The 7,567-nt window shown below is 57.8% G+C and carries 7 protein-coding genes; 3 read left to right on the forward strand and 4 right to left on the reverse strand.

Translation table 11 applies throughout. The annotated features are described in order from the left end of the window. Window positions 1–229: 229 nt before the first annotated feature. Window positions 230–1,006 (reverse strand): histidine phosphatase family protein, encoded by a 777-nt coding sequence (locus tag PA598K_RS17640; RefSeq protein WP_260405469.1) that lies wholly within the window; start codon window positions 1,004–1,006, stop codon window positions 230–232. 15 nt (window positions 1,007–1,021) lie between these two features. Next, window positions 1,022–2,539: a zinc-dependent alcohol dehydrogenase family protein gene (locus tag PA598K_RS38040; RefSeq protein WP_260405470.1), complete on the reverse strand. Its 1,518-nt coding sequence runs from the start codon at window positions 2,537–2,539 to the stop codon at window positions 1,022–1,024. A 323-nt stretch (window positions 2,540–2,862) separates the two neighbouring features. Here PA598K_RS38040 and PA598K_RS17655 point away from each other — a divergent pair, with 323 nt between their 5' ends. The 3 genes from PA598K_RS17655 to PA598K_RS17665 all read left to right on the forward strand — a co-directional run bounded on the left by PA598K_RS17655 (window position 2,863) and on the right by PA598K_RS17665 (window position 5,392). Then, window positions 2,863–3,297 carry an exo-alpha-sialidase gene (locus PA598K_RS17655; RefSeq protein WP_128658233.1) on the forward strand — a complete coding sequence of 145 codons (435 nt, stop codon included), beginning with the start codon at window positions 2,863–2,865 and terminating at the stop codon, window positions 3,295–3,297. Between the two features lie 74 nt (window positions 3,298–3,371). Beyond that, complete coding sequence (locus tag PA598K_RS17660) at window positions 3,372–4,058, forward strand: response regulator transcription factor (protein ID WP_128658234.1); 687 nt, start codon at window positions 3,372–3,374, stop codon at window positions 4,056–4,058. After that, window positions 4,058–5,392, forward strand: coding sequence for a sensor histidine kinase (locus PA598K_RS17665; RefSeq protein WP_128658235.1), 1,335 nt, complete (start codon window positions 4,058–4,060; stop codon window positions 5,390–5,392). Before PA598K_RS17660 ends, PA598K_RS17665 begins: the two co-directional genes overlap by 1 nt. Before the next feature lie 155 nt (window positions 5,393–5,547). Here PA598K_RS17665 and PA598K_RS17670 read toward each other — a convergent pair whose 3' ends face one another. Then, window positions 5,548–7,074 carry an extracellular solute-binding protein gene (locus tag PA598K_RS17670; protein ID WP_128658236.1) on the reverse strand — a complete coding sequence of 509 codons (1,527 nt, stop codon included), beginning with the start codon at window positions 7,072–7,074 and terminating at the stop codon, window positions 5,548–5,550. A 124-nt stretch (window positions 7,075–7,198) separates the two neighbouring features. Next, window positions 7,199–7,567, reverse strand: a 369-nt coding sequence (locus PA598K_RS36265) for a helix-turn-helix transcriptional regulator (RefSeq protein ID WP_185602059.1), incomplete at its 5' end; no start/stop codon positions are given.

A 7,567-nucleotide genomic window follows, 5' to 3' on the forward strand; every position in this document is an offset into this window, starting at 1 on the left:
TGCCATTTATGGCACAAGTCTGCCCTTTCTGGCGCAAGGGCGCCGCATTTATGCCATTTATGGCATAAGGTCAGGCTGCCCGACGCTGACCTCCATCCAGCGAACAATCGGACAGCCCGCTCGTTGCTATCCCTGTATCAGAATGCGCTATAGCCCCGCTCGACTCGCTCCGGCTTCTCCTGGGTCGGAGCAACCGTCGAGCCTGTCGCGATGCGCGCCAGGGTCACGGCTAGCCCTCGACAGGCGTCTCCCGGTAGTGGCTCGTATCGCCATGCAGGACGATGTTGAAGTCGGGGTGGCTGCCTTCGACGAGACAGAGGCAGGCCGGGTAGATGTACGGCAACTGCCACAAATCACGGAGTGCCCGACCCTCGAAGCGGGCCATCAGCAGCTTGAGAACGACCGTATGGGTGGAGATTAGCACGGTCTCGCCGGCATGGCGCTCCAGGATCTCATCCAGTACAGCACTCGCACGCGCCACCACCTCGGTGAACGTCTCGCCGCCCTCGACGCGGAACGTCTCCGGGTCATTCCAGAACGCCTCGTACCGCTCAGGCTCAGCCGCCTCTAGCTCCTGCTGAATACCCCCCTCCCAGACGCCCAAATTAATCTCCTTCAGCCCTTCGCGAGCATGTATGGGCAACTCGCGCTTGCCCCGGATGATCTCGGCCGTCCGAAATGCCCGCGTGCTGGTACTGGCGTAGATTGCATCGATGCGCTTCTCACGCAATGCCTCGGCCAGCCACTCTGCCTGTTGCACGCCCAAGGCGGTCAGCGGCGAGTCCTGATGCCCCTGAAAACGATGCTCTACGTTCCATTCAGTCTGTCCATGCCGGACGATATAGATTCGGGTCGGCGGTGTTGGTTCGTTCTGTTGTTCGTTCTGTTGTTCGCCCTGTTGTTCGTTCCTTTGTTCGTTCCGTTGTTCGCCCTGTTGTTCGCCCCGTTGTTCGTTCCGTTGTTCGTTCCGTTGTTCATCCACTTGCACATTCATCTGTTCGCTCATTCCGTTTCCCCCATTTCATTGCTCTTCCGTCAGCAAGATTTTGCCTGCACCGGGTCGTTCCGCAGCCCGTACCGCTACCCCGATCTCCGGGAGCGCATAGCGTCCCGTTGGTGTCGGCAGCGCCAGCAGCCCGGCCGCCATCCAGTGGAGCAGCCGCTCCATCTCGCTCCGCCAGCGCGCCACCGGGACGCGCCCATTCCAGTGACGGAGATGGAACAGTCCCACCTGCACACCTGTCCGCTTCGAAACTTGGGGCCACGGTACAGGGCTGCCCGACAGCAGGCCGATCGTTAACAGCCGGCCGCCGGGGCGTACACAGCCAGCCAGCGCAGCGCCTGCCGTTCCGCCGACCGAATCAATCGCCGCCGTCGCCAGTCGACCGCCAGTAAGTGCGGCTACAGCTGCAGCCAGGTCACCCGACTCAGAACGCCCCCCGCTGACAGACATCGTCCCTTGCGACTCATGCGGCGAACCGCTGGCCGATATCCGCTCACGCGGCTCACGCAGCGAACCGCTGCCCCACATCGGTCCTTGTTGCTCACAGAACTGCTCGCTGCCCCACATCGGCCCTTGATGTTCACGGAACTGCTGGCTGGTCGACATCCACTCACGCGGTTCACGGAGCCGCTCGCCGGCCGACATCAGCCCTTGCGGCTCACGCGGCAAGTCGATTGCCTCTGTCAGTTCTCGCGACTCACGGGGCGCATCGATTCCCCCTGTCAGCTCTCGAGGCTCACGCAGCGCATCGATTGCCCCTCTCAGCTCTCGCGACTCACGGGGCGGCTCGCTGGGCATCATCGACTCCTGCGACTCATGGGGCTGGCTGGTCGCTATCCCTTCTTGCGACTCCGGCACCGATCCCAGCTCCCCCGGCTGACGGAGCGGCGCTCCTGCCACGAGCAGCTCCGCTGTTGATGTAGCTGTTGTGGCTGCCACGCTCGGCTGTTCCCCCTCGACGATGACATGGGCCGCGCCCAGTCGGTACAGCGGCTCGACATGCCGCGCGTCGCGGACGATAGCGATCAGCGAAAATCCGAGCCGACGCGACAGCTGAGCGTAGCAACAGCCAATCGCCGAGCCGCCCGCATTGATGACGAGCGTATCGCCCTCGCCCAGCGCCAGCTCGTCGGTGCAGGTCGCCCAGGCCGTCAGCGGGTTAATATAGGCTTGCGCCGCTTGGTCGTCGTCGAGTCTGATCGGCGCCTCGACCGCTGTCGCCGCCGGCACGCGCACCAGCGATTGCCAGGTCCCCTCGCCCCGGAGCGGCAGCACCCGCCGTCCGATTAGACTCCGGTTAGCGGCGTCGCCCGCCTCGACGACGACGCCCACCCCTTCGTAGCCGGGGATCATCGGCAGCGTCGTCCGATGCGCATAGCTGCCCCGTACTGGGATCAGATCGGACGGGTTGATCGGCCGAGCCAGCATCCGCACGAGCAGCTCGCCGCTGCGCGGCTCCGAGGGCGGCTGCCTTTCTGCGCGCAGCACATCCGCCGGCTCGCCGTAGCGGTCGCAGATGATTCGCCGCCTCGTCATCGGCTTCGCCCCCTTTCCATACCTGTCTCTATTATACCTGTAGACGCTGCCGAATGGGACATGATCCACATGCCGGTCACAGCCCATCCAGCTTGCTCAGGGAACTTGGACAAGGGGACTTGACCGTCCAGCTTGCGCAGGGAACTTGGGCTGGGAAACTTGGCCATCCAGCTTGGCTGGGATACCAACGGCGACCGCCGATCCTTCATCATCATTGCGTACCTCTTTCGGCCTTTGATACAGGTTCGCTAAAGGTTCGGCAGCTATGATGGGTATGTAAGGTAGCTGCCTACAAAATACTAATCCAACCGGAGGTAATCGCAATGAAAGAAAAATTGGCACTCGCCCTGAACACGGGGAAAAAGAAAGCAACCGCAATTGCGCTGTCCACGGCGCTTGTCCTATCGATCGGCGCGCTGTCGGCGTTCGCGGCAAACAGCCTGGAAAGCCTGCAAGTCACCGTTGATGACAATGGCGCCGCGCAGTATTCCACAGACGGCGGGCAAACCTGGAGCCATGAAGTGCCCGATGGCGTTACGGCTTCCGTAGGCAAAAACGGAGAGCAAAGCATTTTTATCGGCACGCCATCAAAGGATGCCATCAACGACGTGAACGCCGCTGTCGAGGCCGCCGCCAGCGCCATCGCCAATGCCGACGTGGCCGTAAACAACGAAGACGGCAAATTTCTGTACTCCACAGACGGCGGACAGACCTGGAGCGAAAACGCTCCTGCTGGCGTCACAGTAGACGAAGAGTAAATTAAGCAGTAGTATCTATGGCAAAGGAGCGTACACCTCCTTTGCCATAGATCCTATAATCGGGAGTTAAATCCATGAAAATATTGATGGTTGAAGATGAAAAATATATCGCGGAAGCCATTGCACAGGTGCTGAAGCAAAACTATTATGCCGTTGATCTGGCATACGATGGCGAGTATGGACTCGATTGCGCGCTTTCGAATATGTACGACATCATCATCCTCGATATTATGCTGCCTAAAAAGGATGGGCTGACGGTGCTCAAGGAGATGCGACAAAACGGCATCAAAACGCCGACCATCCTGCTTACAGCCAAGGGGCATATCGAAGATAAGGTACACGGCCTGGACTGCGGCGCAGACGACTACATCCCAAAGCCCTTCCATACGGATGAACTTCTGGCGCGCTTGCGCGCATTAGGCCGGAGGCCGCTCGAACTAAATAACGAAGGGATCCTGACCTTCGGCGATATCCAATTGAATCCGCATACTCTGTTGCTGACATGCAGGACATGCGATGCAACGTTAACTATAAAAGAAGCGCAATTGATGGAATTGCTCATTCGCAGAAAAAACACGCCTGTGTCCAAAGAGCATATCATCGAAAAGTTGTGGGGCTACGATTCCGACGCCGAGGATAATCGGGTCGAAATTCATGTCTCGCTGCTGCGCAAAAAGATCGGTCAGGTTCAATCCGGCGTCTCCTTGCGTACAATCCGAGGCGTAGGTTATCTGCTGCAAGACGGGAAGGGCGGGACATAATGCTTAGACGGCTGCGAAATAAAATACTGCTCCTTAACACGCTGTTAACCTTCGTAGTAGTGGTCGTTGCCTTTGCCGCGATCTATCTGATTACGAATAACAATATCCAAACGGAAAATGCGAGCAAGCTGGAAGCGATAGCTGGAGGGCAATTTACAGTGGGGGCCTCGGAGACCCATACAGGTTCGCCAACTGACGCGGTAGCTATAAACATCGAGGAAAAACGGCTCTCGGCAAACTATTCCCTATCCTTTCAGATCAAGGTCGATCCATCCGGTCAGGTCATCGACATCGATTCGCTGATCGATATGCCGAAGGAAGCCTATAATCAGGCCGCAGAAACGGCTTGGAATCATAAAGCCGGTCGCAGGACAATAGAAATCAACAACAAGCTCTGGCAATATGCCATTACACCCGCCACTAGCACTCGTATCGTCAATGAGAACGGGATGCAAACGATTATTGCCTCGCAGGACGGGAGCTACCACATTTCGTTTCTGGATGTTACCGAAAGTATGGAGACGTTGCGAACGTTGGCCGTAACCTTTACGATGGTCGGCTTTGCTGTGCTGGCCGCCATCTTCTTGATTAGCCTTATCTTTGCCAACCGTGCGATTAGGCCCATCTCTGAGGCGTGGGAAAAACAAAGGCAGTTTGTAGCCGACGCTTCGCATGAGCTGAAGACGCCGCTTGCGATTATAAATGCCAATTATGATGTCCTGCTATCCAACAAGCAGGAAACGATCAGCAGCCAGATCAAATGGCTGGAATACATGAAGGTCGGCACCAACCGCATGACCAATCTAATCAACAGCTTGCTCTCTCTGGCCAGGATGGAAAACGAAACGATAGACATTAAAAAAGCGCCTTTTAATATGAGCGAGCAGGTCTCTGAAATCGTGCAATCTATGGAAGCTCCGCTACACGAGAAAGGAATTGCCCTCTTCCAGTCTATCGAGCCGGGAATCATCCTCGATAACGACAGGGAAATCGTCGCGCAGGTATTTACCATCTTGTATGACAATGCGATTAAATATACGGAGGAAAACGGACATATCGAGGTCTCCCTCACCCAATCCGATCGACTCGTGACCTGTACTGTGAAAAACAGCGGAAAAGGAATCGCGCCGCAGGACTTGCCCAAAATATTCGACCGATTCTACCGCGTCGATCCGTCGCGAACAGGAGAAACCGGCGGCTATGGCCTGGGCTTATCTATTGCCAAGAGCTGTATAGAGAGACTGGGCGGCACAATCACCGCCTCGAGCGCCGCAAATGAGATGACCTCATTCTCTTTTACGCTCCCCGCTACGCGCCCTGCCCCCTTCGTATAACTTAACGATCATTTCTTAGAATGTGGAAAAAGCGCCGGGGCTTGCCCCGACGCCTACTTCTACTTCTACTTCTACTTCTACTTCTACTTCTACTTCTACTTCTACTTCTACTTCTACTCCTACTCCTACTCTTACTCCTACTCCACCACGCGCGGTTACTTCGCTGCCAGCCACGCCTCGAACTGCGTGCGATACTCCTCGATGACGCGGTCCAGACCGGCGGCCTTCATGTTGGCCAGCATTCCGGCATGGGCCTGGTCGTAGCTGACGACGCCGTAGAGGAGCGGCTCGACGCTTGTCTTCAGCTCGGCCGATACGTTGGCGTACTCGGCTGCGACCGGCGACGGGTCGAAGTTGAAGCCGATCGTCACGCTGTTGACGACGTCGGCGTCGTCGGCGATTGTCGTGCGGCGCTCGAGCAGATTTTTGTCAAAGCTGGTCGGGAACCGGTTCATCTCGACATGGCCGAGCAGCCAGCTCGCCAGCTCATAGGCCGCGCCCCCGTTGTCGTTGAACTTGAGCGTCTCGCGCAGGTTCGTGCCTGCGTCCTTGAAGTGCTCACCCTCGACGCCATACAGCACGAGATCGAAGTTGGCCTGATCCTTGTAGACCCAATTCAGGAACTGGATCGCCGCCTCCGGATGCGGACTCGTCGCCGAGACGCCGTTGGAGTTGCGGATCGCGTACGAGCGGAACTTCGGCTGGTCGGCGAGATAGTAGATGTCCACCTCTGCGCCGGGGAACCGCTCTCTGACGTTGTCGCCGATGCTGACATCGCCCTGCCGGTACAGATAGCGGCCGGCGATCTCCTCCTGATTCATCACCTCGGTCGGCACCGTCAGCACGTCGGGATGGACGAGCTTGCGCTCGTAAGCCTCGCGCATATAGTCCACGTCCATCTTGAACTCCTCGGACTCCAGCCACGAGCTGACCTGGCCTTCCTGATCGACGCGGATGATATTGTCCACGACGGTGAATGGGAAGGTATCGTATGTGTTATGCAGATAATAAGCCGGCTCGTTGAGCATCTTGATGTAGACGTTCTTGTCATCCTCCGGCCAATTCTTTTTGATCGTCTCGGTCGCGTCGAGCAGCTCAGCCGGCGACCTTGGCGCGCTCAGACCGTTCTTCTCGAGCAAGTCCTTGCGCATCGTCACCATGCCGCCGTTGAAGGCGGTATCCGCCCAGAAGTTCGGCACATACTGAATCTCGCCGTTGACGACTGCCGAGTCCCAGATCCACTCCGGCATCGCCGCCTTCAGGTCCTGTCCGTGTTCCTCCAGCAAGTCGCCGATCGGTACGATGCCGCCGTTGCCGACGAGCACATTCGGACTCTTCACATCATGCATGATCGCGATCAGCTCGAATTCCTCGCCCGTCGACATCATCAGATTCGTCCGTTGATCCCACACATCCCACGGGATATAGATCGGATCGTAGGTGAGATTGAGGCCGTCCGCCTTCAGCTTGGCATTAATCGCGCTGACGGCGTTGTCCAGATCCTGCGGCGCATTGCCGGGCAACAGATAACGGACGAGCTTGCTCTGCGTCGCGCCGCCTTCGCTTTGACCGCTTGAGGGCGAGCCGCCCGGCTCGCTGTTCGACGTCGAGGAGCACGCCGTCAGCATAGCCAGCGCCAAGGCCCCGGCAGCCCAGGATACCGTTCGTTTCCTTGCCTTCATTCACAACATCCCCTTTATGATCATGATGATTGCTAGCTACTCCAGCGTAAAGGTATCGGGAACGACGCGTAAACTTCGATCCTGAGCTTTGGCCACATTTGCACAGCGGCATAAAGCTTCAATTTTAGGTCGTGTGATTCGAATTGTTGCTTAACTGGGCGCGGTACTGCGAGGGCGACATCTGGTAGTTTTTTTTGAACAACGTATAAAAGTACGTCGTGTTCAGGATGCCGACCCGCTCGCTGATCTGCTGGATCGGCTCATCCGAGCGCAGCAGCTCCTTGGCCCGCTCCAGTCGCACCCGGTTGAGATAGTCGCTGAACGACATGCCGCATTGCGCCTTGAACATCCGACCGAGATAACCGCGCGACAGCTTGACCTCGCCAGCCATCCACTCCAGCGACAGATCGGCGCGGGCATAGTGCTCGTCGACGAACGCCTGCACCTCGTGGATCACCTGATTGTTGTGCTGGCTCCCCCCCCCCCCCCCCCC

It is taken from the genome of Paenibacillus sp. 598K, from assembly GCF_003851045.1.
Taxonomy (GTDB): domain Bacteria; phylum Bacillota; class Bacilli; order Paenibacillales; family Paenibacillaceae; genus Paenibacillus_D.